This window comes from Dehalococcoides sp. THU4 (assembly GCF_043231265.1).
Taxonomy (GTDB): Bacteria; Chloroflexota; Dehalococcoidia; order Dehalococcoidales; family Dehalococcoidaceae; genus Dehalococcoides; species Dehalococcoides mccartyi.
The window spans coordinates 1,342,872-1,363,251 of record NZ_CP171266.1 but is presented as its reverse complement, the minus strand read 5'-3'; the positions used below and the strand labels follow the sequence as shown (position 1 = coordinate 1,363,251).

The window sequence follows — 20,380 nt, the reverse complement described above, 5'->3', positions numbered from 1 at the left end:
CGGGTAGGGTGGGTATAAATGAATAACAAAAGGCCGAATCCGGAAGTTTCAGAACTGCGATATCGCCGCCTTTTCGAAACGGCTCAAGACGGTATTCTTATTATTGATGCCGAATCCGGCAAAATAACTGATGCCAACCCCTTTTTGTTTGAGATGCTGGGTTATGATACAGACGCTATTATCGGTAAAAAACTCTGGGAAATTGGTCTATTCCATCATATAGTTTCCAACCGCAAAGCATTTGAAGTTCTGCAGGCTAAAAGCGGTATTCGCCACGAAGACGTATACCTTGAGACAAAAAGCGGCCAAATGCGCCAGGCGGAATTTACCAGTAATACCTATTATGTCGGTGAGGATAAAATCCTCCAGTGCAATATACGGGATATCACCGAGCGCAAACTGGCGGAAGAAGAGCTGCGCAAAACTGAAGAACGTTACCGGGAGTTCTACCAGAAATCCCCCATTGGTTACCAGTCACTGGATTCCGAAGGCCGTCTGATAGAGGTCAATCAGGTCTGGCTGGATGAAATGGGATACACCAAAGAAGAAGTTGCCGGCCGCTGGTTCGGTGATTTTTTACGGCCTGACCAGATAGACCTTTTCAAGAAACGCTTTGCTGTTTTCAAAAATACTGGTACTGCCGCTACCGAATTTTATATGAACCGCAAAGACGGGTCAGTGGTGCTGATAGCATTCAGCGGGAAAATAGCCCGTGATACCAAGGGTAATTTTAAACAAACCCATTGCACATTGCAGGATATTACCCAGAGGCATTTGGCAGAAGAAGCTATCAGGGAAAGCCAGCGGAAATATCAGGCCCTTTTTGAAAGCATAGGTGATGCGGCTTTTGTCTGTTATATTGACGACCATAAGTGGGCGGATGAGTTTATTGAACTGAATAAAGTGGCTTCGGATATGCTCGGCTATACCCATGAACAGCTCTTGTCAATGTCAGTAAAAGAGCTGTTTTTTAGTTTGCCGTCAGACCTTATATTGGAAGAGACCACCGATAAACTTTACCGTCATAAGGTAATAACCCGTGAGTCCAGCCTGCGGCACAAATGCGGTCAGGCTATTCCGGTGGAAATGACATTCCATTTATTTGACTTGCAGGGCAAGCCGGCGGTGCTTACTCTGGCCCGGGATATAACCAGCCGTAAAGAGGCCGCCCGTGAACTTGAGCAAAGCCATAGCCGTTTGGTAAAAGCCGAACAGGTAGCCGGATTCGGTTATTGGGAATTTGATTTAGCCAATGGGCTGGTATATCCCTCTGCCGGTGCCAGAGAAATATATGGCTTAGAGAGCGAGAGTATCACTATTCCTTTTGTCCAGCAGATACCTCTTTCCGAATACAGGTCTGACCTGGATAAAGCTATGAATGACCTGATAAAACATACTATTCCGTATGATATTGAGTTTAAAATAAAACGGCCTACCGACGGAGCTATTTTGTATGTACACTCTATAGCAGAGTATGATGCCAAGCGGAATTTGGTGTTCGGTACAATTCAGGATATTACCAAGAGAAAGCAAGCCGAAGAATTACTCCGTGAAAGCGAAGCCAGATTCCGTTCAACTTTTGACCAGTCTCCTATAGGTGCTGCCATATATGATTTGGGCTTCAAATACCGGCAGGTCAATGATAAATTCTGTAAAATGTTAGATTATTCTGATGACGAGCTGACTAATCTGTCAGTCAGGGATATTACCCACCCGGATGATTGGCCTAAAGATTTAATCCATCTGAATCAGCTGAAAAACAGGGAAATCAGCCGTTATGAAACGGATAAGAGATATATTCACAAAAGCGGCAGTGTATTCTGGGTGCATCTGTCCGTAGCCGGTATCCGCGATGCCGGTGGGAATCTGCTTTACTATCTGGCTATGATTGTAGATATTACAGCCCGTAAAGAAGCCGAAGATGCCCTCCAAAAATACAAACTGATTGCCGAAGACAGCCGGGATATTATCCTGTTCCTGGACAGGCAAACCGGGCGATTGCTGGAAGCTAATACCGCGGCTGTAAAGTCCTACGGATATAGCCGTAAACAGCTTTTGTCAATGAGAATACAAGATTTGCGTGCCCCGCAAGCCAGGATACTTAGTGACTCTGAGTTTGAGCAAGCCTATGCTCATGGCATGCTTTTTGAAACCATGCACCGCCGTAAAGACGGCAGCACTTTCCCGGTGGAAGTCAGCTCACGGGGAGCAGATATTGAAGGGACAACCACCCTGATAAATATTATCCGGGATACTACAGAGCGCAAACAGGCTGAAAAAGCCCTGAGCGAAAGCCTGCAGAATTATCAAGTGCTTTTTAATAGCGTTACCGATGCCATTCTGGTGTATCAGCCGGAGGCGGATTATTCACCCGGCAAATTTATAGAGATGAATGATGCTGCGGTGGCTATGCTGGGGTACAGCCGCCAGGAAATGCTGCAGATGAACCCGCTGGATGTGGTTTCAAAAGGAATACCCACGGTTAATGTATTTACAGATACCATGCGTCAGGCAGAAAAAAATTCTGAACTGGTAGCTGAGCAAACGCTAAAGACGAAATCAGGTGAAACCATACCGGTTGAACTGCACTCGCGTATGTTTGAGTTTGGGGGCAAGCATACGGTTATTACCCTTGCCAGGGATATAAGCGAACGCAAGAGGCTGGAGGAAGAACAGAAAAAACTGCGTCACCAATCTGAAATGTCCAGCCGTCTGGCGGCAATAGGCGAAATGGCCGCCGGAATTGCCCATGAGATAAATAACCCTCTGACGGGGGTAATCGGTTTTGCTTCTATCCTTATGGATAGGGAAGATTTGCCGCCTGATGCTATGGAGCAGCTGCAGATAATCAATTCCGGCAGTCAAAGGGTAGTGGAGATTGTAAAGCGGATGCTTACATTTGCCCGCCAATCCAAACCGGTCAGAAGCAGTATAAATATTACCGAACTTATTGATAATACTTTGGAATTACGCAGTTACGTGCTGAAAACAGCCAACATAGATGTAGTCAGACATTATGAACCCGGTCTGCCGCTGCTGACTGTTGATTCCGGCCAAATCCAGCAGGTTATTTTGAATCTGATTTTAAATGCCGAATATTCCATGAAAAAAGCCCATGAAAAAGGCACACTGACTATTACCGTCAGCCGGACAGGGGATAGAATCAGAATGTCTTTCCGTGATAATGGTATGGGTATGTCCGCCGAGACACTGGGTAAACTCTTTCAGCCATTCTTTACCACTAAAGAGCCAGGTGAAGGTTCGGGCTTGGGGCTCAGTTTGTCTCACGGTATCATACTGGAACATGATGGCACTATCCGGGGAGAAAGTATCCCCGGTGAAGGGGCTGAATTTATTGTGGAATTGCCCATAAAGCTTTCCAACGAAAAATCTGCTATCAGCAATCAGGATAGCATGGCTATAGAGCTAGCTAAAAAAGCATCTATCCTGGCAGTTGATGATGAGCCGGCTATCCGGTCACTGATACGGATTGTGCTTACCCAAGATGGCTATCAAGTAGATGAATGCGAAGCCCCCCAGGAAGCTATGGAGATGATTTCTAAACATAAATATGATGCTATTCTTCTGGATATACGCATGCCCGGCATGAGCGGTCTGGAGCTTTATTCAGCAATAACCGCTAAATGGCCCAAGATGGCAAAACGGGTGATTTTTATTACCGGTGATACCTCCGGCAAGCTTATGGTTGCCAATGATATACCCTGTATAAACAAGCCTTTTAATATAGCCGTTTTGAAAGACACCCTGCTTAAGATACTTTCACAGCCAAACTGATATCGGCGGCTGTTTTGCTATTCCCCTTCGGCCTGAAGCCCTGGAAATTTATTCCGCTTACTTTGGAAAGATATAAATAAAAGCTATTTCCTCATTAGAGAAAAAGGGGTAAAATATTCCCTGTTATACTTTTTGCCGGCAGTATTTGCCAGGGTAATTCCGTTTACCCTGTTATATAGTTGTCATTATATTAGGAGGAGCCAGTGGTTATACGTAGCCCCGAATATGAAACCCTTCCCCGGCCGCAGCTGGAAGAATTGCAGCTGAAAAGACTTCAGGAGACAGTCTCTTATATCTATGAGCGAAACTCTTTTTACCGCCAGAGTATGGATAAACTGGGGGTAAAACCCGCCGATATAAAAACCTTAAAAGACATAGCCCGCCTTCCCTTTACAAGTAAAGAAGATTTCCGGCAGAACTATCCCTTCGGATTATGCTGTGTGCCTAAAAATGAAATATCCCGCATACAGTCTTCGTCCGGTACTACCGGCAAGCCTGTTATCGCTCCCTATACCGCCAAGGATGTGGATACCTGGGCTGAACTGATAGCCCGTTCCTTAAGCTGTGCCGGGGTAGTGCCTGAAGATATTTTGCAGAACGCTTACGGTTACGGGCTTTTTACCGGCGGGCTGGGGCTTCATTACGGGGCGGAAAAACTGGGGGTGGCGGTAGTGCCGGCCTCTACCGGAAACACCAAACGCCAGCTAATGCTGCTGCAGGATTTGGGTACTACGGTCATTAGCTGTACCCCGTCTTACTCCCTGATAATGTATGAAGCCGGCAAGGAAATGGGCCTGGATTTTCATAATTCTTCGCTCAAGCTGGGCATTATGGGTGCCGAGCCGTGGAGCGAAAATATGCGCCGCGAAATAGAAGCCAAGCTGGGTATAACCGCCCTTAATATATATGGCCTGACCGAAATAACCGGGCCGGGTGTGGCTATGGAATGTCCCCAGAAATGCGGCCTGCATATCTGGGAGGATAATTTCCTGGTGGAGATAATAAACCCTGAAACGGGTGAAGTACTTCCTTACGGCCAAAAAGGAGAACTGGTAATTACCACCATAAACAAACAGGCCCAGCCGGTACTGCGTTTCCGGACTAAAGACATTACCAGCCTGATGCCTGAAAAGTGTGGCTGCGGGCGGACTATGGTGCGTATGGCACAGATATCCGGCCGGAGTGATGATATGATACGGGTAAGGGGCGTTTCAGTGTTCCCCTCCCAGATTGAAAGTGTTCTACTTACCGTAGAGGGTATTGAACCCCATTACCAGATAATAGTAGACAGGCACAATGCTTTTGCCTCAGATGAGCTGGAAATATGGGTGGAAGTTTCCGAAGGCATTTTCTCTGACGAAATGGCCGGTTTGAATGCCCTTCAGAAAAAACTTCAGGCCGAGCTGGATAGCGTACTGGGTATACGCGCCAAAATCAAGCTGGTAGAACCGCGCAGTCTGGCCCGGACTGAGGGCAAAGCAAAAAGGGTTATTGACCGTTCCGAATTACCTGAAAACAGGTAGCAACCAGGAGGAAGAGGAAAATGATGATAAAACAGGTTTCCGTTTTTGTGGAAAATAAACCCGGGCGTTTGTCTGCAATCTTGCAGGCTATGGATAAGTCAAAAATAAATATCCGGGCCTTATCTGTTAGTGAAACCGCCGAATTCGGTATTGTCCGCATGATTTTAGATAATCCTGATGACGGGGCAGAGGCACTTAAAAAAGCCGGTTTTACCAGCCGTACGGATATGATGGTTACGGCTGAAATCCCGGATATTCCCAGCGGGCTTTTGAAGACAGTAGTTGAACCGCTTGGCAAAGCTGATATAAATATAGATTATTTCTATGCCTTTTTGGATTCTACACCGGGTCGGGCCAGGATAGTGCTGAAGGTTAGCAACCCTGAGAAAGCTGAAACTATCTTAGGCTGAAGTTGGTTATAAAATTACAGGTTGTATCATGTCTGAGTGTCCCACCCCTTTGGGGGTGGGATATTTGTTTTAGATGGGGAATGCCGGCAGATAAATTTACATAATAAAAATTATTTTGGCCTTAGCTATAGGTAGCTTAAAAAATAAATATTTATAAATTGTATAATACTTTCAGGATGTGCTAGAGGAGGAGGAAAGCAGTGAACCAACCAACAAAAGGCAGTCACGAGATCTTAAGCAAGCCCCTGCCCCAGATACTGGACGAAATTGACGGCAGTATTATCCGGGCAGAACAGGCCGCCGCAGATGCCAGAAAGGCCGCTGAAGAAGCGCGCAGGGCTGGCGAAGAAGCCGCTGAGGCTGTTATGAAGAAGATCCGCAACGTCTTTAACAAAATGGTGGAAGACATTACTACAGAGCTTGCCACCCACGAAAACAAACCCCAGAAATAATACGGTTATCCCAAAGCTGAAATAGAAAGCTACCCGGCTCCCCCTAAAAGGAGCCGGTTTTTTATTTTAAAAAATAACCGCCTTCATTTGCTTTAAGACTTGAGATAACACTGTTTTTAGTGCGTTTTGAGGCGGAAAACAAGCAAAATACGCCCATTATCAGCTATGGGTAACTCTATATATTTGAAGCCGGGATTTAAAAAAAACAGTTTTAGGGTATAATAAAAAAATAATACTATCCGGAGGGTTTGCATGTCTGAGACTGAGCTTATTTGTGAACTGCTGGCTGATGCCAAAGTCTTTACCGAAACTGAGTCTGGCTATAAGCGCTATATTTGCGCCAAATGCCCCAAAGACGGGTTTGAAGCCCAGGTTTCAAGGGTAGAGAAACATGATACTACTACGATGTCAGTGGAAAAGGCCGCATTTTACTGCCCCATTTGCCACAATGAGTTTATAGCTTCCACACAGGATATGTATTTAGCTTAGAAAATGGCCGGGGTGGCCGGGAGTACTTGAGAATTTAAATGCATCTAGGTTATTTGAGAAAAGCATACCGTTATCTGCTGAAACGGATACGTGAGCTCAAAATACACTGGAAACTATATCTTTTTCAAAGCTTTCTGGCCACCCTTGTACTTTTTATAATTGCCCTGACACTTAGCATTGAAAATGCGGTCGTTATTGCGTCTATTGCTTCCACGGCCTTCATTGTTTTTACTCAGCCCAGTTCACCCCCGGCTGTGCCGCGCCGTATTTTCTGGGGGCACGTACTGGGATTTTGTATTGGGTGTCTGGTAAATTTGATACCTCACCAATATATGCTGACTGATGCCCTGGTTTACGCTCTGGCAGTGGGGCTTTGCATTTTTTTGATGATGATTATGGATTTAAAACACGCTCCGGCGGCGGGTACCGCTTTGGGTGTTGCCATAACAGGCTTTAGCCCCGGGGTATTGATTGCGGTGGTTACCAGTGCTCTGGTGCTGTCTATGGCTCAAAGTCGGATGAAGGGTTTTTTAAAAGATCTGGCTTGAACTCCTGGCTGGCCATAACCGGCCAGGTTTCATTTTCAGCCGGTATATCCTCTATGCCTGAAAGCGGGGAGTGGCTGAGTTCAACCGCATTTTTGGTACAGCGTTTCAGGTACTCCCCGCAGCGTACACATCTGTAAGGGAAAGCGCTACGCCAAACAGTCAGCCCCAGCGGACAGTCCCGCTCTGGTATTGGCACCTGAATACCGTACTATAGTTTGGTATAGTTGGGGTATAGTTAGGGTAGATAAGGTAGCATAGTTGACTGTCTGATGACGAGTGTTCAGGTGGGTTTTGGCCCGCTAAATGCGGCATTAATTGCTTTAGTTTTATTCGGCTCCGGCTAAATATTTATGGTACTTAGGTAACTATCTAAAAGTTACTATCTGGCTATTTAACTATACTCAGATAAACAACTATGCTTTTAAGGCATACTGATTGGAGGGTATAGAAATGGCAGGCAATAACCCCAATATATTCACCATAAATGACCACGAATTTAGCATAATCCAAAAAGGGCTTGACCCCGAACAGGTTAAGGTATTTATAGAAAAACTGCTTGAGGAAAATAGCCGCTATACGGCCGAACTTGCCAGAATGAAAGAGCAGGCTGAGCATCTGGATTCCCTGAAGAAACTGGCAGACACCACGGTTATAGAGGCTGATAAGCTGGCGGCGAGGCTTAAAGAAGAGGCTGTGGCTAAAGCTAAAGCAGAGTCAGACAGCCTGATTGCAAAGGCTGAGGAAAAAGCCAGGAAAGTGTACGAACAGATTTACCGCCAACTGAACACTCTGAAGCAGCAGGTAAACAGCCTGGACAAGGATTTTGATTTTAAGTCTGAGGGGACAGCAGTCACGGCTGAGCCTGTAATGACCGCCCCGGTTAAAGAAACACCTGTGCGTGAACAAAGTGATTTTATGGCTAAGTCAGTGGACACCTCAGATATTCTGGAATCGGATACCAGAGAATTGATTGTACGTGACAAGGAAATAGAGCTGGAGATACTGCCGCCAGTAGATGCGGTGAAAATAACTAAAATAATGGACCAGCTGGAAAACGCCAGTGAGGTTGAGGTGGTAGAGCTGATACCCCGCCCCAATCACCCGGTGATTATAGTATATGAAAATAAGCCCAACAGCCTGCTGGATGTGCTTAAGAAACTGAGTATGGTAGGCAAGGTAAATGAAATTCCGGCCAGCCCCAACGGGAGCGGGATTGTACGGCGTAAATACGAAATATCTCTGGTGGCCAACGCCGTTAAGTAAAGCATTCTAAGGGAGTGGCCGGCACAGTTTGAAGGGGAATTAAGCCCCGGTGTGCCGGCCTTTTTATTTGTGTTTAGCTGGCTTTGGAGAGCAGGAGTTTTTGCATTTCCTCTTTGGTGGGCAGTTTGCCAGATACAACCACCTCTTCATCTATGACCAGTGCCGGGGTCATCAGTACGGGATAGGCTGATATTTTGTCTATATCTTTTACTTTTACAATCTGGGCTGACAAACCCAGTTCCAGTACGGCTTCCTTGGTCATTTCTTCCAGTTTGTTGCACTTGGCGCATCCTGTGCCCAGTACTTTGATTATCATGTCTTTTCTCCCTTTGATATTAGAATATGCCGAATATAAACCCGGCTAAACTTGAACTAAGGATTACCAGCCCTATATAGGTGAGGGCTTTGCGGTTACCCAGTATTTTGCGGATAACCAGGAAACCGGGTAAAGAAACAGCCGGTCCTGCTAGCAGCAGAGCCAGTGCCGGGCCGTTGTCCATACCTAAATCAACAAATGCCTTGACTATAGGGACTTCGGTCAGGGTGGCAAAATAGAGTAACGCCCCCGAAAGCGAGGCTATAAGGTTTGAAACAGGGTTATTGCTGCCCATGTAGCTGGTGATAAAATCAGCCGGAATAAGGGTTTTTAAAACCCCGGCTATAAAAATGCCGCCTACCAGCCACGGGAAAATAAGCTTCACAAAACGCCATGTTTCGGAAAGCCATTCTTTTATCTGAGACATATTGAAAAACCGCCACAGGCAGAAGAGCAATACTAAAAGTGCCAGCAGGAATACGGGTATATTTTTGGCGGATGCGAATATCAGTATGGCAATCAGACTGCCGAAATAAACCAAGGTCTGGTATAGAGGGCGTTTAGCGGCCGTATCTGCGGGCAGGCTGGTTATCTGCTGGGCGGTATCCAGCTTATCTTTGCGGAATAGGTAGGCCATAATAAGCCCGATTAGTATAGAAAATATGATGGCAAAGATAGCTCTGGCAATACCGATATCGTAGCCAAGTACTCCGGCAGACAGGGAGACCGCCAGAATACTTATGGCCGGGCCGGAATAAAGAAAGGTGACTGCCGGGCCGATACCTCCGCCGCGTTTGTAAATACCGGCAAAAAGCGGCAAAACAGTGCAGGAGCATACGGCCAGTATAAACCCTGAAATAGAGGCAATGCTGTATGAGACAAACGGGTTTACTTTACTGCCGAAATATTTGGTGACTATGTACGGGTCAAGGAAAACCGAAATAGCCCCGGCAATAAAAAATGCCGGAACCAGACAGGCTATCACGTGGGCGGAAAGGTATTCCAGCAGGGCGGAAAAGCCGCCCGCCAGCAAACTCAGTATAAAGTCCATTAGCCGTTACTTCTTCTGCAGCTGGATTTTAGCTGCCCGAAATCTGTGTCTGCCTGCGGGTTTTGTTCCAGCATGGCTGATACGCTCTGCATGACCTTTTTAAGGTCAGGTGCAAATTCAGCCCAGTTTACCGAATACAGTGCCCATAAACCATCACGGCGGAGTTTTATCAGCCCGGCCTGATGCAGGTTTTGCAGGTGACGGGAAGCAGAAGTCTGGCTTATGCCCAGTGCCTGCTGGATTTCACAGACGCAGCACTCCTGTTTGAAAAGTAAACTCAGTATCCGCAGACGGTATTCATCTGCCAGTGCTTTAAAAATGGATGCATATTTTTCCATAAAACCCCCATATGCGTATATTAGCATATAAGAATATATTAAAACTATTCGGCAGGGCTGTCAAATACATATCAGGCCTGTATACCCAAAATTGTCTTAAAAACGGGCAGGTGCTATGCTTTAAAGATGGTATATGTTTTTAAGGAACTCAGCCTTGAGAAATTAAGCTCTGATTTTGCGTCCAGCCAAAACGGGCTTAATTTTGTTTATCCCTTTCTGCACCCTGGCTGGCAGTCTGTCTGGCAGAAGTGTTTTTCTCCGCCCGGCAGGCAAGTTTGCGGGCTGGTGACTTTGGGGTCTGAGACGGTGGGGCTTATAGCCTTGCGGATAGACAGCGGGGTTGCCCGTTTTATAGCTGACGGAAATGTTTTTGATTACCTGGATTTTGCGGTAAAACCCGGCCATCAGGCCGGATATTTTGAGTTGCTGCTTAAGCTCTTGAAGCAAAACCAGGTTGAGGTGCTGGAACTGGAGGGGCTTACAGCCCGTTCCCAGGCTTATGACGTTCTGCTGCCGCTGGCGAAAGAAAAAGGTATTTTGGTAGTTTGCGAACAGGCAGACGTTTCTCCGCTGCTTGAGCTGCCGGCTGACTTTGAAAAATACCTGGCAGGGCTGGAAAAGCACCAGCGCCATGAACTTAAACGCAAATTACGCCGTCTTGAGGAAACTCTGACACCCAGGCTGGAAGTAGTGACCAGCCCCGGTGATCTAGATATTTTGCTTGACCAGATGGAGCTCAGCCACCCTGAGAAAGCAGTTTTCCTTAATCCGGAAATGCGCTGCTATTTTAAGCAGCTGGCAGACTGGCTTGGCAGTCAGGGCTATCTGCGTCTTATTTTTCTAAAAACCGGGGAGACTGTTTTGGCAAGTCTGTTTTGCTTTGATTATAATAATATAAGATACTTGTATAACAGCGGCTACAACCCGGAGTATTCCAACCTTAGTGTGGGAGTGCTGTCTAAAATGCTGGCTATTAAGGATTCTATTGAAAAAGGCTATGATGCCTTTGATTTTCTGCGCGGAGAGGAAAAATATAAATTTCATCTGGGCGGGAAATCCCAGCCGGTTTACCGCTGCCGCATAACTCTGGATAGTCAGGTATAAACTTTTGGCCAGAAAAAAATTACGTATTGCACTTATCAGCTTGCACAGCTGTCCTCTGGGGCAGCCCGGCGGACGGGATACCGGCGGTATGAATGTGTATATCTGCGAACTGGCCCGGACTTTAGGCCGTTTAGGGCACCAGGTTGATATTTATACCCGCGCCCATGACCCCCGTGATGATGTCTGGGAGTTTTTAGCCCCGAACGTGCGGCTTATTCATATTCAGGCCGGGCCGGTAGAGGATATGGGCAAGCTGGCCCAGTATGAGCATCTGGAGAGCTTTGTCTGCGGGCTGGAAAAATTCCGTAAACACGAGGGTATTACATATGACCTTATCCACAGCCATTACTGGCTGTCTGCCAGAGCCGGGCTGGTTTTAAGTAAGCACTGGAATGTACCCCATCTGGTTATGTTTCACACCCTGGGAAAGGTTAAAAACCGTTTGATGCAGGCCCAGGTTGACCCTCAGCTTCGCTTAGATGCCGAGCAGAATATAGTCCAGGAAACCGACCTGATAATAGCCTCTACCCAAAATGAAAAAGAAGACCTGATATCTTTGTATCAGTCGTCAGCGGATAAAATACGGGTAATTCCCTGCGGGGTAAATACCAATCTCTTCTCTCTGGCCAGCCGCACCGAATCTGAAGCGGTCCTGGGGCTTTCCCAAGTGCCTAAGGCATTATTTGTGGGGCGGCTGGAGAAGCTGAAGGGGCTGGATAATCTGCTGAGGGCGGTTGCCCTGATTGATAGTGATATGGAGCTTATGGTGGTGGGCGGTGATGAATACAGCCAGGGGGAAAGAAACCGGCTGGAAGCTCTGGCCGGAGAACTTGGCATCTCGGATAAAGTGAAATTTTACGGGGCGGTCAGGCAGGATATGCTGGCAGGTTATTATAATGCCGCCAGAGTTTGCGTAGTTCCCTCTTATTATGAGAGTTTCGGCATGGTTATCCTGGAAGCTATGGCCTGCGGCACTCCGGTGATTAGCGGCAGGGTGGGGGTTGCGCCTGACATAATTTGCCCAGGCGTAAACGGCTGTCTTACCCCCGGCAATCAGCCGGAACAGCTGGCTGGTTGCATGAAGGAATGGCTTTACCAGAAAGAAATTGACCGCAAAGCTATAAGGGAAATAGCCGGTAAATACGCCTGGCAATCTGTATCGGCTCAGGTAGAGTCTGTGTATTATGCTATTTTATCTGCCAAAACAGCAGAGATTGTTTAGAACGGAGGGGTTATGTCTTTCAAAGTTGATGTGTTGGTTATAATGCCTCATCCGGATGATGCCGAATTCGGGGCAGGCGGTACTATTGCCAAAATGACCGCCGAAGGTAAAAAAGTGGCTTATGTAGTCTGTACCAATGGAGATAAAGGCACTTCTGACCGCAATATGATACCGTTGGAGCTGATAAAGATACGTGAAGAAGAGCAGCGTCAGGCGGCAGCCGTACTGGGGGTTGGCAGGGTAGTTTTCCTGGGCAAACCTGACCAGGGGCTTGAAAATACGCCTGAACTGCGCAAAGAACTGGTACGCCAGATACGCACTTTCAAACCGTTTACGGTTATTACTACAGACCCGTATCAGCGTTATATGTGGTGGCATAGAGACCACCGCCAGTGCGGAGAAGCCGTAATGGACGCTATTTTCCCGTATTCGCGTGACCATTTGGCTTACCCTGACCTTATTGCCGAAGGTTTGGAGCCGCATAAAGTGAGTGAGCTTTTGCTTTCAAACCCCCAGGAGCCTAACTATGAGGTTGATATAAGCCAGACGGCCATACTTAAACTTAAATCCATTTCCTGCCATAAAAGCCAGGGCGGAGGCCGGATGGACGAGGTTATTTCGGCCCTAAGCGGTAAGAGCGATATCAGTACATACACTGAGATGTACCCTGATGCCGAAAAGTATATAAGGACCGAGTCATTTCACCGGGTGGATATGTGGTGGTAATGGACAGCCGTCTTTGGGGTATTTGGCTAAAATGGCCGTGGCTCTGGCTGTCTGCGAAAATAGATACGAAAACAGCTGATTTTGCTTGACTTTGGAGCTTTATTTACGTATAATCTCACTTTGATTGTTTGACAATCAGCCTGAAACGTGATAAAAATATTGCCCGAGTGGCGCAAAGGAAGCGCAACCGACTTGTAATCGGTAGGTTAGCGGGTTCGAATCCCCTCTCGGGCTGAGCCGCTAACTTTTTTTTGGGCTTTTTTAACAGCATCATGGAGAGGTGCCGGAGTGGTTAATCGGAGCAGACTGTAAATCTGCCGCCCTAAGGGCTACGCAGGTTCGAACCCTGCCCTCTCCAGAGTATTTTATGACCCCGTCGGGCTAGACAGTGGGTATTAAAATAAATATAATGTAAGCGTTGCCCACATAGCTCAGTAGGTAGAGCACGTTCTTGGTAAGAACGGGGTCATCAGTTCGAATCTGATTGTGGGCTCCATAATAATAAGGGGGAATAATTAAAAGAAATGGCAAAGCAAAAGTTTGACCGCTCTAAGCCTCATTGTAATGTAGGCACTATTGGGCATGTAGACCATGGCAAAACTACCTTGACAGCGGCTATTACCCGAACCCTTTCAACCAAGGGCTGGGCTGATTTCCGCGCCTATGACCAGATTGATAACGCTCCTGAGGAAAAAGCTAGAGGTCTGACTATTGCTATTTCTCATATTGAATATCAGACCGAGACCAGGCATTATGCCCATATTGACTGCCCTGGACATGCTGACTATATCAAGAATATGATTACCGGTGCTGCCCAGATGGACGGCGCTATTCTGGTAGTTTCCGCGCCTGATGGCCCCATGCCCCAGACCCGCGAACACGTACTGCTGATTCACCAGGTAGAAGTACCTGCTGTAGTAGTAGCCCTTAACAAATGTGACATGATGGATGATGAAGAACTGCTTGAGCTGGTTGAGCTTGAGGTTCGTGAACTTCTTACCAAAAACTCTTTCCCCGGTGACGAAATACCGATTGTACGGGTAAGTGCCATTAAAGCCCTTGAATGCGGCTGCGGCAAACGTGAATGTGAATGGTGCGGCAGAATCTGGAAGCTGATGGATGCTGTTGATTCCTACATACCCATTCCTCCCCGCCCGGTTGACAAGCCCTTCCTGATGAAGGTTGAAGACGTATTCAGCATCAAGGGACGCGGTACTGTTGCTACCGGCCGTGTTGAACGCGGTATTATTAAAGGCGGCGATGAAGTTGACCTGGTTGGTCTGCATCATGAACCCCGCAAGATTGTTGTTACCAGCTTGGAGATGTTCCATAAGATTCTTGACTCCGCTGAACCTGGCGATGCTGTTGGGTTGCTTCTCCGCGGTGTTGAGCGTGAAGATATTGAGCGCGGTATGGTACTTGCCAAACCCGGCTCTATCAAGCCCCATATTAATGCCGAAGCTGAAGTTTATGTACTCAGCAAGGATGAGGGCGGCCGCCATACTCCTTTTTTCAATGGCTACAAGCCCCAGTTCTTCTTTGGAACTACTGATGTAACCGGCGAAATTCATCTTCCCGAAGGCGTTGAGATGGTTGTACCCGGAGACCATGTAAAAATGAAGATTTCCACTATCTATCCGGTAGCTATGGAAAAGGGTATGCGTTTTGCCATCCGCGAAGGCGGTAAAACCGTTGGTGCGGGTGCCATCTCTCAGGTATTGTCGTAATATGGCCAAAAAAACTGACACAAGAATTGTGATAAATATGGCTTGTACTGACTGTGGTGAAAGAAACTACACCACTGAAAAGAACAAGCGCAACGATCCCAGGCGTATAGAGCTTAACAAGTACTGCCCGCGGTGCCGTGAGGCAAAGGTACATCGCGAGACCAAGTAATTTGAGGAGGAGAGCTAGGTAATATGTGTCCTTCCGCACAGCAAACTGCCAAGGCGGCTGGTAAGAAACCTGGTTTCTTTTCCAACCTTGTTGCCGAATTGAAAAAAGTAGTCTGGCCTTCACGGCCAGACGTGATAAAGCTTACTACCATGGTTTTGGTGGTTGCTATAGCGGTTGGTATTTTACTGGGCGTTGTAGATTACGGCTTTAGCTGGTTTATTGATAACGTATTTGTGAAATAGTACGTTTAGAAATGTTATGGGTTGCCAACTGACGGGTGAGATTTTATGACTGTTAAACAGAAGAACTGGTATGTAGTGCATACCTACTCCGGGCACGAAGAGAGAGTCCGCAAGGGTCTTGAAGAGCGGATTAAATCTATGGATGCCGAGGATGATATAGAGCGGGTTGTACTGCCTACCGAAGAAGAAGTTGAAGTCAAAAACGGTCTGCGGCGTACCATAAGGAAAAAAATACTGCCCGGCTATGTGCTGGTGCAGATGAATATGAACGATAAAAGCTGGACTATAGTCCGCAATACCCCCGGTGTGACCGGCTTTGTAGGGTCAGAAGGCAAGCCTACCAATTTGCCGCCTGAAGAAGTCAGCCGCATTCTGGACCAGATGGAAGCCGAATCACCCAGGGTTAAGGTCGGTTTCCGCAAGGGGCAGAGTGTCAGGGTTATTGACGGGCCGTTTGTTGATTTTATCGGCATGGTAGACGAAATTAATACTGAAAAAGGCAAGGTTAAGGTGCTTCTCTCCCTGTTCGGGCGGGAAACTCCGGTAGAGCTTGACTTTTTGCAGGTCGAAAAGCTCTAGAGGCTTTAGGAGACATACGTGGCAAAAAAAGTAAAGGCAATTGTAAAGTTACAGATACCCGCAGGTAAAGCCAATCCTGCTCCTCCCATTGGTCCGGCGCTGGGTCAGCACGGTATCAATATCATGGGGTTCTGTAAGGAATATAATGACCGCACAGCCTCTATGGCGGGCACTATTGTACCTGCTGAGATAACCATATATGATGACCGCTCTTTTACCTTTATTACCAAGACCCCTCCGGCGGCTGACCTTTTGAAAAAGGCGGCTGGTGTTGAGGCCGGTTCGGGTACTCCCAGCAAGAGCGTAGTTGCCGTTATCTCAAAGGGGCAGCTCAGGGAAATTGCTTCGGTCAAGATGAAAGACCTGAATGCGGTTAATATTGAGGGTGCTGAGAGAATTATTGAAGGTACTGCCCGCAGCATGGGCATTAAGGTGGAATAACAGATGGTAACACGCGGTAAAAAATATCAGGACGCAATAAAATTGCTTGACCAGAGTCTGGCTTACGCTCCGGCTGAAGCTATTGATGTGGCCAAAAAAATGGCCGCTGCCAAGTTTGATGAAACCGTTGAGATGCATCTGAAGATGGGCCTTGATCCTAAAAATGCTACCCAGCAGTTGCGCGGCGTGGCTGTGCTGCCTCATGGATTGGGTAAGACTGTACGTGTACTGGTGTTTGCTCAGGGTGAAGCTGAAAAAGCGGCCCAGGCAGCCGGTGCTGATGTATACGGCGGCGACGAACTGATAAAGAAGGTTGAAGCCGGTTTCCTTGATTTTGATGTGGCTATATCCACCCCTGACATGATGAGCAAGGTTGGTAAACTGGGTAAAGTTTTGGGCCGGCGCGGCCTTATGCCTAACCCCAAGAGCGGTACTGTGGTACCGGCCGAAGATTTCAAACAAGTTATCGAGGAAGCCCGCAAGGGGCGGGTGGAATTTAAGTTAGACCGTTCCGGCATTGTGCATATTATACTGGGCAAGGCCAGTTTTGAAGGTCAGGCTCTGCTGGAGAATATGACCTCTGTGGTAGATGCTATTATCCGCTCAAAGCCGACCGGTGCTAAGGGGCAGTATATCAAGAGTGCTTACCTGGCTACTACCATGGGGCCTGGTGTTAAGATGGACCTTCGGGCTGTTTCCGCCATGGGTGGCGCATAAGTCAGCCCTGGTTTTATAACTGAATATTTCCTGAGACGTGGGTGCCTTCGGGCTTAATACGCTGCCTGCTGAGGATACAAGACTTTTTACTAAGGGTTTTCTTGAGTCCTTGTGCTTTGGCATAAGGACTCTATTTTTTTAGAAAAGGAGGTGCGGTTTGGTAAAAAAGATACGTGAAAAGAAAAAGATAGCAGTTGATGAGTTAACTGACGCTTTAGCTGTTGCCCAGTCTGCGGTTTTTACCGATTACCGCGGTATCAGTACATCGGAGCTGACTACAATACGCATGAAGCTGCGTGAAGCTGGTGTAGGTTACCGGGTACTTAAAAATACCCTGGCCCGGCGCGCAGCTGACAACACTGACCATGCAAATATCAAGAGTGCGTTTGAAGGTCCTGTGGCTATGGCTTACTCTTCAAGTGATGTGGTTGCCCCGGCTAAAGTCCTGATGGACTATCTGGCTGGCTCCAAGTCTACTTTGAAAGTAACCGGCGGTTATCTCAGCAACAAGCTTATTTCCGTTGAAGAAGTAGCCGAACTTGCCAAGTTGCCGTCTCGCGAAGTGCTTATCAGCAAGGTTTTGGCTGGTATGCAGAGTCCTATTGCCGGTTTGGCAATGGTTCTCAATGGCCCTGCCCGTGGTTTGGCCGTGGTACTTCAAGCCCGTATGAAACAGCTTGAAGGCTAAATAAAGTAATAAAAATATAATAAGGAGTTATTTTCATGACTATTGACGAAATGATGAGTGCCATTAAGGGCATGACCGTTATTGAACTGTCCGAACTGGTAAAGGCCCTTGAAAAGGAATTCGGTGTAAGCGCTGCTGTTGCCGTAGCCGCCCCCGCTGCTGGTGGTGCCGCTGTTGCCGCTGCTGCTGAAGAAGAAAAGACCGAATTCAATGTCATCCTGAAAGATGTTGGCGCCAACAAGATTAACGTAATCAAGGCTGTCCGCGAACTTACCAGCCTGGGTCTTAAAGAAGCCAAGGATATGGTTGAGGCCGCCCCCAAGGCTGTTAAAGAGAATGTCAGCAAGGAAGAAGCTGACGCCGCCAAGAAGGCTCTTGAGGCCGCTGGCGCTACCGTAGAAATCAAATAAATTACTGTTAGCTGAAACCAAAAACAAAGGGCGGGGTTTAAATCCCGCCCTTCTTTATGCCCGAAAACTGGTGCCCTAGAGTTTATTGGGGTGCAAATCCCCTTTGCCGACATCAATCGCCTGAACATTATCCGGAAATACCAGACCGCAGGAAATAAGGGTTTTCATGGCATCTTCAACCGAAACATTTACCCGTTCAATCTGGTTCTCCCTGAGAAGTTCCAAAAAACCGCTGGTGGGGTTTGGAGAGCCGGGCACATATACCAGATACAATTTTTCACCAGCCGAATTTGTGGTTTCATTGGTAATAAACGCCAGGCTGTGCATTCCGGTGCGGGGGAATTCCACCATTACCGCCTCCTTGAAAGAGACCTTGTTGCTTACTCCCAGCGTTTCTATGACCTGCTTGGCACTGTTATATACCTGATTGAAAATGGGTACTTTGACTAGTATTTTATCAACCCAGCCCAGTATTTGTTTACCAAAATAGTTGCTTAAAATCAGACCAACCAGATATATCAGAACCAGGGTTACCAGAAGACCCAGGCCGGGGAAGTACCAGTTAAAGAAAAACTCTATAACCGGTTTTAATAGCCCGTCTATAATGTTAAATACCCAAATCAGCAATCCCAGAGCCGCCCCTATGGGTAAGACAAAGGCCAGCCCGGTCAAAAAGCGGTTTCTCAGTGTTTTCAGGGCCTGATTGTTGGATGATGACATATTTGACCTCCGGGTGCATATGGTTTTATATATTCTAGCAGTAAAGGGCAAAAAGAATATATTTTTTTAATTTGAATGCCCGCTGCAGTTTAAATATAATACCATGATTATGTATCAAGTTTGTTTAGTTGCAGATGAAAATATTTTGAAGATGGTTTTTGACCTTCGGTACCGGGTGTTTGTGACTGAACAGGGGATTGACCCTGATACCGAATATGACCAGCATGATAAAAGCGCCCGTCATCTGGTTATACATAATGGAGAACGGGCACTAGCCTGCTGCCGCATAAGGTTGCTGGATAAAAACCTTGCCAAGATTGAAAGAGTGGCGGTGGACAGAGACCACCGCAAATTTGGTCTGGGACGGAAGATTATGGAATATGCGGCCGAACTGCTGAAAACGGAACAGGCGGACAGGGTGGTGGTGCATGCCCAGACAAGTGCGGTCGGTTTCTATGCCAGTTTGGGTTATACCCCCCAGGGGGATACCTTTATGGAAGACGGCATAGAGCATATTCAGATGTATCTCCGCCTGTAAGTACCCAGGCCGGGTTTCATTTTGTGAACTATCTGCCAAATAATCTAAGTTTCGGTATCCGGCTTTTTGGGTTCTTTTTTGTCGTCCTTGAAGATATTGCTCACGTTCTTGCCGAAACTCTGGGCAGCGTCACCCACTTCTTTAAATTTTACCTTTACCTCCTCGTCTTTAAAACGGTCTGTGACAGCTCCGGCCGAATTTGAGACACTCCGCCCAAATTCTTTGGCCTTCTCTTTTAACGAGGGGTCATTAAATATTTCGCTGACGGCGCTTCCGAAAGCGGCCAGCATCTCTCCGAAACTCTCAGCAGCCTTGCGGGAATTAGCTTTTAAATCTTCTTTCATAGTTTTATCTCCTTCAGATATGGGCGGCAGTTCGGTTTTATAATCTTCGCGTGGGAGGGTAAAAAGAATTGTACCCGGCTCTGCGCCTTTACCGGAAGCGCTGAAGCCTATTTTTACCAGAAGTTTCTGGGCGGCTATAGATTCCGGATATGTCTGGGCAATAATCTCTCTGACGCTTTGGTCACCAAATATCCAGCCGATAAGGCTGTGAACTGCTTCCATAGCGTATCCGTGGTGCTGGTAATGCTCTAATATGGAGTAATCTATTTCCATGCGGCCTTCGGCGGTAGGTTCCCCTTTAAATCCGGCCTGACCGATAAGCTGGCGGTGAATGCCGGATTGGTTAAGTATGATATACCAGTTGAGATAGCCTGTTTTTACATCATACTTTGTCAGTAACCGCTTCAGGGTTTCACAGCCGTAGCCTTCCGGCGGCCAGCTGGTCGGGATTTCTGCCCCAAGTAACTGCCCCAGCTGTTTTGTATCTTGAATTTCGCAGTTAAGCATGTCCGAATTTGCCGGTATCAATTCCAGACGGGGGGTTTGAAGAACTAATGGTTCTTTCATT

25 protein-coding genes, 3 tRNA genes and 1 other annotated feature are annotated in these 20,380 nt (G+C 47.2%); of the genes, 22 read left to right on the top strand and 6 right to left on the bottom strand.

The genetic code is table 11. The annotated features are described in order from the left end of the window. Positions 1 to 18 precede the first annotated feature (18 nt). From ACE6F3_RS07320 to ACE6F3_RS07295, 6 genes are all read left to right on the top strand, one after another. Complete coding sequence (locus tag ACE6F3_RS07320; RefSeq protein WP_279115538.1) at positions 19 to 3,795, top strand: PAS domain S-box protein; 3,777 nt, start codon at positions 19 to 21, stop codon at positions 3,793 to 3,795. 203 nt (positions 3,796 to 3,998) lie between these two features. Next, a complete protein-coding gene (locus ACE6F3_RS07315) occupies positions 3,999 to 5,318 on the top strand; it encodes a phenylacetate--CoA ligase family protein (RefSeq protein ID WP_279115540.1) in 1,320 nt (439 codons plus the stop codon). A gap of 20 nt (positions 5,319 to 5,338) precedes the next feature. Beyond that, positions 5,339 to 5,728, top strand: coding sequence for an ACT domain-containing protein (locus ACE6F3_RS07310; protein WP_010936713.1), 390 nt, complete (start codon positions 5,339 to 5,341; stop codon positions 5,726 to 5,728). A gap of 200 nt (positions 5,729 to 5,928) precedes the next feature. Further along, entirely contained in the window at positions 5,929 to 6,180 is a 252-nt protein-coding gene (locus ACE6F3_RS07305) for a hypothetical protein (RefSeq protein WP_010936712.1), read from the top strand. Positions 6,181 to 6,432: 252 nt separating this feature from the next. Further along, entirely contained in the window at positions 6,433 to 6,669 is a 237-nt protein-coding gene (locus ACE6F3_RS07300; RefSeq protein ID WP_010936710.1) for a hypothetical protein, read from the top strand. A gap of 38 nt (positions 6,670 to 6,707) precedes the next feature. After that, positions 6,708 to 7,217: an HPP family protein gene (locus ACE6F3_RS07295; RefSeq protein WP_010936709.1), complete on the top strand. Its 510-nt coding sequence runs from the start codon at positions 6,708 to 6,710 to the stop codon at positions 7,215 to 7,217. Here ACE6F3_RS07295 and ACE6F3_RS07290 read toward each other — a convergent pair. Then, positions 7,171 to 7,413 carry a hypothetical protein gene (locus tag ACE6F3_RS07290; RefSeq protein WP_279115543.1) on the bottom strand — a complete coding sequence of 81 codons (243 nt, stop codon included), beginning with the start codon at positions 7,411 to 7,413 and terminating at the stop codon, positions 7,171 to 7,173. The two genes, ACE6F3_RS07295 and ACE6F3_RS07290, sit on opposite strands and share 47 nt — an antisense overlap. 254 nt (positions 7,414 to 7,667) lie before the next feature. Here ACE6F3_RS07290 and ACE6F3_RS07285 point away from each other — a divergent pair, with 254 nt between their 5' ends. Beyond that, positions 7,668 to 8,480, top strand: a complete 813-nt coding sequence (locus tag ACE6F3_RS07285; RefSeq protein ID WP_279115545.1) for a DivIVA domain-containing protein — start codon at positions 7,668 to 7,670, stop codon at positions 8,478 to 8,480. A gap of 73 nt (positions 8,481 to 8,553) precedes the next feature. Here ACE6F3_RS07285 and ACE6F3_RS07280 read toward each other — a convergent pair whose 3' ends face one another. From ACE6F3_RS07280 to ACE6F3_RS07270, 3 genes are read right to left on the bottom strand one after another with little or no spacing between them, the layout of a single operon-like run. Then, a complete protein-coding gene (locus tag ACE6F3_RS07280) occupies positions 8,554 to 8,796 on the bottom strand; it encodes a thioredoxin family protein (RefSeq protein ID WP_279115546.1) in 243 nt (80 codons plus the stop codon). A 19-nt stretch (positions 8,797 to 8,815) separates the two neighbouring features. Then, a complete protein-coding gene (locus ACE6F3_RS07275; RefSeq protein ID WP_279115547.1) occupies positions 8,816 to 9,847 on the bottom strand; it encodes a permease in 1,032 nt (343 codons plus the stop codon). Further along, positions 9,847 to 10,185: a metalloregulator ArsR/SmtB family transcription factor gene (locus ACE6F3_RS07270; protein WP_010936704.1), complete on the bottom strand. Its 339-nt coding sequence runs from the start codon at positions 10,183 to 10,185 to the stop codon at positions 9,847 to 9,849. Before ACE6F3_RS07270 ends, ACE6F3_RS07275 begins: the two co-directional genes overlap by 1 nt. Before the next feature lie 126 nt (positions 10,186 to 10,311). Here ACE6F3_RS07270 and ACE6F3_RS07265 point away from each other — a divergent pair, with 126 nt between their 5' ends. The 14 genes from ACE6F3_RS07265 to rplL all read left to right on the top strand — a co-directional run bounded on the left by ACE6F3_RS07265 (position 10,312) and on the right by rplL (position 18,210). Next, positions 10,312 to 11,289: a GNAT family N-acetyltransferase gene (locus ACE6F3_RS07265; RefSeq protein WP_279115549.1), complete on the top strand. Its 978-nt coding sequence runs from the start codon at positions 10,312 to 10,314 to the stop codon at positions 11,287 to 11,289. A gap of 4 nt (positions 11,290 to 11,293) precedes the next feature. Beyond that, positions 11,294 to 12,511, top strand: coding sequence for a glycosyltransferase family 4 protein (locus ACE6F3_RS07260; RefSeq protein WP_392654715.1), 1,218 nt, complete (start codon positions 11,294 to 11,296; stop codon positions 12,509 to 12,511). A 12-nt stretch (positions 12,512 to 12,523) separates the two neighbouring features. Then, entirely contained in the window at positions 12,524 to 13,237 is a 714-nt protein-coding gene (locus tag ACE6F3_RS07255) for a PIG-L family deacetylase (RefSeq protein ID WP_353914991.1), read from the top strand. 161 nt (positions 13,238 to 13,398) lie between these two features. Beyond that, a tRNA-Thr gene (locus ACE6F3_RS07250) sits at positions 13,399 to 13,471 on the top strand. Positions 13,472 to 13,511: 40 nt separating this feature from the next. Next, positions 13,512 to 13,595: transfer RNA gene (locus tag ACE6F3_RS07245), tRNA-Tyr, on the top strand. Positions 13,596 to 13,657: 62 nt separating this feature from the next. Beyond that, positions 13,658 to 13,733, top strand: a tRNA-Thr gene (locus tag ACE6F3_RS07240). A gap of 28 nt (positions 13,734 to 13,761) precedes the next feature. Beyond that, positions 13,762 to 14,964 carry an elongation factor Tu gene (gene tuf / locus ACE6F3_RS07235; protein ID WP_010936699.1) on the top strand — a complete coding sequence of 401 codons (1,203 nt, stop codon included), beginning with the start codon at positions 13,762 to 13,764 and terminating at the stop codon, positions 14,962 to 14,964. 1 nt (position 14,965) lies between these two features. After that, positions 14,966 to 15,133: a 50S ribosomal protein L33 gene (gene rpmG, locus ACE6F3_RS07230; protein WP_010936698.1), complete on the top strand. Its 168-nt coding sequence runs from the start codon at positions 14,966 to 14,968 to the stop codon at positions 15,131 to 15,133. Between the two features lie 23 nt (positions 15,134 to 15,156). Beyond that, positions 15,157 to 15,375, top strand: coding sequence for a preprotein translocase subunit SecE (gene secE / locus ACE6F3_RS07225; RefSeq protein WP_010936697.1), 219 nt, complete (start codon positions 15,157 to 15,159; stop codon positions 15,373 to 15,375). A gap of 45 nt (positions 15,376 to 15,420) precedes the next feature. Beyond that, on the top strand, positions 15,421 to 15,954 hold the full coding sequence (nusG, locus tag ACE6F3_RS07220; protein WP_041342383.1) for a transcription termination/antitermination protein NusG: 534 nt from the start codon (positions 15,421 to 15,423) through the stop codon (positions 15,952 to 15,954). An 18-nt stretch (positions 15,955 to 15,972) separates the two neighbouring features. After that, positions 15,973 to 16,395, top strand: coding sequence for a 50S ribosomal protein L11 (gene rplK, locus ACE6F3_RS07215; protein WP_010936695.1), 423 nt, complete (start codon positions 15,973 to 15,975; stop codon positions 16,393 to 16,395). A 3-nt stretch (positions 16,396 to 16,398) separates the two neighbouring features. After that, complete coding sequence (rplA, locus tag ACE6F3_RS07210) at positions 16,399 to 17,112, top strand: 50S ribosomal protein L1 (protein WP_010936694.1); 714 nt, start codon at positions 16,399 to 16,401, stop codon at positions 17,110 to 17,112. Between the two features lie 11 nt (positions 17,113 to 17,123). Beyond that, positions 17,124 to 17,256 (top strand) — a sequence feature (ribosomal protein L10 leader region). 13 nt (positions 17,257 to 17,269) lie between these two features. Next, the gene (gene rplJ / locus ACE6F3_RS07205; protein ID WP_010936693.1) at positions 17,270 to 17,800 is read left to right on the top strand and encodes a 50S ribosomal protein L10; all 531 of its coding nucleotides are present in this window, start codon (positions 17,270 to 17,272) and stop codon (positions 17,798 to 17,800) included. Between the two features lie 35 nt (positions 17,801 to 17,835). Next, complete coding sequence (rplL, locus tag ACE6F3_RS07200) at positions 17,836 to 18,210, top strand: 50S ribosomal protein L7/L12 (RefSeq protein WP_041342380.1); 375 nt, start codon at positions 17,836 to 17,838, stop codon at positions 18,208 to 18,210. A gap of 75 nt (positions 18,211 to 18,285) precedes the next feature. Here rplL and ACE6F3_RS07195 read toward each other — a convergent pair whose 3' ends face one another. Then, positions 18,286 to 18,930: a DUF502 domain-containing protein gene (locus ACE6F3_RS07195; RefSeq protein ID WP_010936691.1), complete on the bottom strand. Its 645-nt coding sequence runs from the start codon at positions 18,928 to 18,930 to the stop codon at positions 18,286 to 18,288. 109 nt (positions 18,931 to 19,039) lie between these two features. Between ACE6F3_RS07195 and ACE6F3_RS07190 the strand changes: the two genes are divergently transcribed. Beyond that, the gene (locus tag ACE6F3_RS07190) at positions 19,040 to 19,468 is read left to right on the top strand and encodes a GNAT family N-acetyltransferase (protein ID WP_236628457.1); all 429 of its coding nucleotides are present in this window, start codon (positions 19,040 to 19,042) and stop codon (positions 19,466 to 19,468) included. Positions 19,469 to 19,512: 44 nt separating this feature from the next. Here ACE6F3_RS07190 and ACE6F3_RS07185 read toward each other — a convergent pair whose 3' ends face one another. Then, positions 19,513 to 20,379: a GNAT family N-acetyltransferase gene (locus ACE6F3_RS07185; protein ID WP_103908390.1), complete on the bottom strand. Its 867-nt coding sequence runs from the start codon at positions 20,377 to 20,379 to the stop codon at positions 19,513 to 19,515. Position 20,380: the final 1 nt, after the last annotated feature.

Excerpts from the sequence above, each read along its gene's own strand:
- ACE6F3_RS07320 (WP_279115538.1), top strand. The coding sequence starts at position 19 with ATGAATAACAAAAGGCCGAATCCGGAAGTTTCAGAACTGCGATATCGC.
- ACE6F3_RS07310 (WP_010936713.1), top strand. The coding sequence starts at position 5,339 with ATGATGATAAAACAGGTTTCCGTTTTTGTGGAAAATAAACCCGGGCGT.
- ACE6F3_RS07300 (WP_010936710.1), top strand. The coding sequence starts at position 6,433 with ATGTCTGAGACTGAGCTTATTTGTGAACTGCTGGCTGATGCCAAAGTC.
- ACE6F3_RS07295 (WP_010936709.1), top strand. The coding sequence starts at position 6,708 with ATGCATCTAGGTTATTTGAGAAAAGCATACCGTTATCTGCTGAAACGG.
- ACE6F3_RS07285 (WP_279115545.1), top strand. The coding sequence starts at position 7,668 with ATGGCAGGCAATAACCCCAATATATTCACCATAAATGACCACGAATTT.
- ACE6F3_RS07280 (WP_279115546.1), bottom strand. The coding sequence starts at position 8,796 with ATGATAATCAAAGTACTGGGCACAGGATGCGCCAAGTGCAACAAACTG.
- ACE6F3_RS07275 (WP_279115547.1), bottom strand. The coding sequence starts at position 9,847 with ATGGACTTTATACTGAGTTTGCTGGCGGGCGGCTTTTCCGCCCTGCTG.
- ACE6F3_RS07270 (WP_010936704.1), bottom strand. The coding sequence starts at position 10,185 with ATGGAAAAATATGCATCCATTTTTAAAGCACTGGCAGATGAATACCGT.
- ACE6F3_RS07265 (WP_279115549.1), top strand. The coding sequence starts at position 10,312 with ATGGTATATGTTTTTAAGGAACTCAGCCTTGAGAAATTAAGCTCTGAT.
- ACE6F3_RS07255 (WP_353914991.1), top strand. The coding sequence starts at position 12,524 with ATGTCTTTCAAAGTTGATGTGTTGGTTATAATGCCTCATCCGGATGAT.
- tuf (WP_010936699.1), top strand. The coding sequence starts at position 13,762 with ATGGCAAAGCAAAAGTTTGACCGCTCTAAGCCTCATTGTAATGTAGGC.
- rpmG (WP_010936698.1), top strand. The coding sequence starts at position 14,966 with ATGGCCAAAAAAACTGACACAAGAATTGTGATAAATATGGCTTGTACT.
- secE (WP_010936697.1), top strand. The coding sequence starts at position 15,157 with ATGTGTCCTTCCGCACAGCAAACTGCCAAGGCGGCTGGTAAGAAACCT.
- nusG (WP_041342383.1), top strand. The coding sequence starts at position 15,421 with ATGACTGTTAAACAGAAGAACTGGTATGTAGTGCATACCTACTCCGGG.
- rplA (WP_010936694.1), top strand. The coding sequence starts at position 16,399 with ATGGTAACACGCGGTAAAAAATATCAGGACGCAATAAAATTGCTTGAC.
- rplL (WP_041342380.1), top strand. The coding sequence starts at position 17,836 with ATGACTATTGACGAAATGATGAGTGCCATTAAGGGCATGACCGTTATT.
- ACE6F3_RS07195 (WP_010936691.1), bottom strand. The coding sequence starts at position 18,930 with ATGTCATCATCCAACAATCAGGCCCTGAAAACACTGAGAAACCGCTTT.
- ACE6F3_RS07190 (WP_236628457.1), top strand. The coding sequence starts at position 19,040 with ATGTATCAAGTTTGTTTAGTTGCAGATGAAAATATTTTGAAGATGGTT.
- ACE6F3_RS07185 (WP_103908390.1), bottom strand. The coding sequence starts at position 20,379 with ATGAAAGAACCATTAGTTCTTCAAACCCCCCGTCTGGAATTGATACCG.